The sequence below is a fragment of the Nocardioides lijunqiniae genome (assembly GCF_015024225.1).
Lineage (GTDB): Bacteria > Actinomycetota > Actinomycetes > Propionibacteriales > Nocardioidaceae > Nocardioides > Nocardioides lijunqiniae.
Map to the genome: position 1 here is coordinate 1 of NZ_JACJGM010000074.1, position 1129 is coordinate 1129.

General features: G+C 68.6%; 1 protein-coding gene. It reads left to right on the forward strand.

Translation table 11 applies throughout. From position 1 onward, the window contains the following. Window positions 1–108: 108 nt before the first annotated feature. On the forward strand, window positions 109–1129 hold a 1021-nt coding region (locus IRQ30_RS23065), incomplete at its 3' end, for an IS481 family transposase (protein ID WP_193615155.1).

A 1129-nucleotide genomic window follows, 5' to 3' on the forward strand; every position in this document is an offset into this window, starting at 1 on the left:
TGTACTGATCACGGACGTTAGGTACGGCGTGCCTGCTGGACGATGACGAAGACCTCCGGGTGAGGTGTGGAGCTACCACGCAACCGCATCTCACAACCGGAGGTCTTCGTGTCCCACGCTAACGCCTGCTTGACTCCTGCCGGTCGTCTCCGTCTGGCCCAGCTCGTCGTCGACCAGGGCTGGACCCAGGCCCGCGCCGCGGAGCGCTGGAACTGCTCGATCACCACCGTCCGCCGGTGGGTCGAGCGCTACCGCGAGCTCGGCCGCGACGGGATGGTCGACCGCTCAAGCCGGCCTCACCGCTCGCCACGTCAGACCCCCACCCGACGTGAGCGACGCGTGATCGGGCTGCGGGTCTCACGCCGGTGGGGACCCGCCCGGATCGCCTACCTCCTGCGGATGCCGGTCTCGACGGTCCACAAGATCCTCACCCGCTACGGCTGCCCACCCCTGACCTGGACCGACCCCACTACCGGCATCCGGACCCGAGGCCCCCAGATGAGCCGACGAGCCACCAACGCCTACCTCCACGACGCCCCGGGCGACCTGATCCACGTCGACATCAAGAAGCTCGGCCGGATCCCCGATGGCGGCGGCTGGCGCGTCCACGGACGCGGCTCGACCCAAGACCGACGAGCCGGTGTCGCACGCGACAAAGCCGCACGCGCCGGCGCACCAAGCTCACGCGGCTACGCCTACATCCACCACGCCGTCGACGACCACTCCCGGCTGGCGTACTCCGAGATCCACACCAACGAACGCAAAGAGACCGCTGTCGGGTTCTGGCGACGCGCCCGCGCCTGGTTCGCCGCCCACGGCATCACCGTGCATGCGGTGCTGACCGACAACGGGGCCTGCTACCGCTCGAAGCTGTGGGCTAGGACCCTGACCGCGGCCGGGATCAAGCACCGTCGAACCCGCCCGTACCGACCCCAGACCAACGGCAAGGTCGAACGGTTCAACCGCACCCTGCTCGAAGAATGGGCCTATGCCCGCCCGTACCGCTCAGACGCTGAACGCGCAGCCAGCTACCCGGACTGGCTCCACACCTACAATCACCACCGCGGCCACACCGCACTCGGCGGCAAGTCACCAGCCGACGTCGTGACCAACCTGCGTGGACAGAACA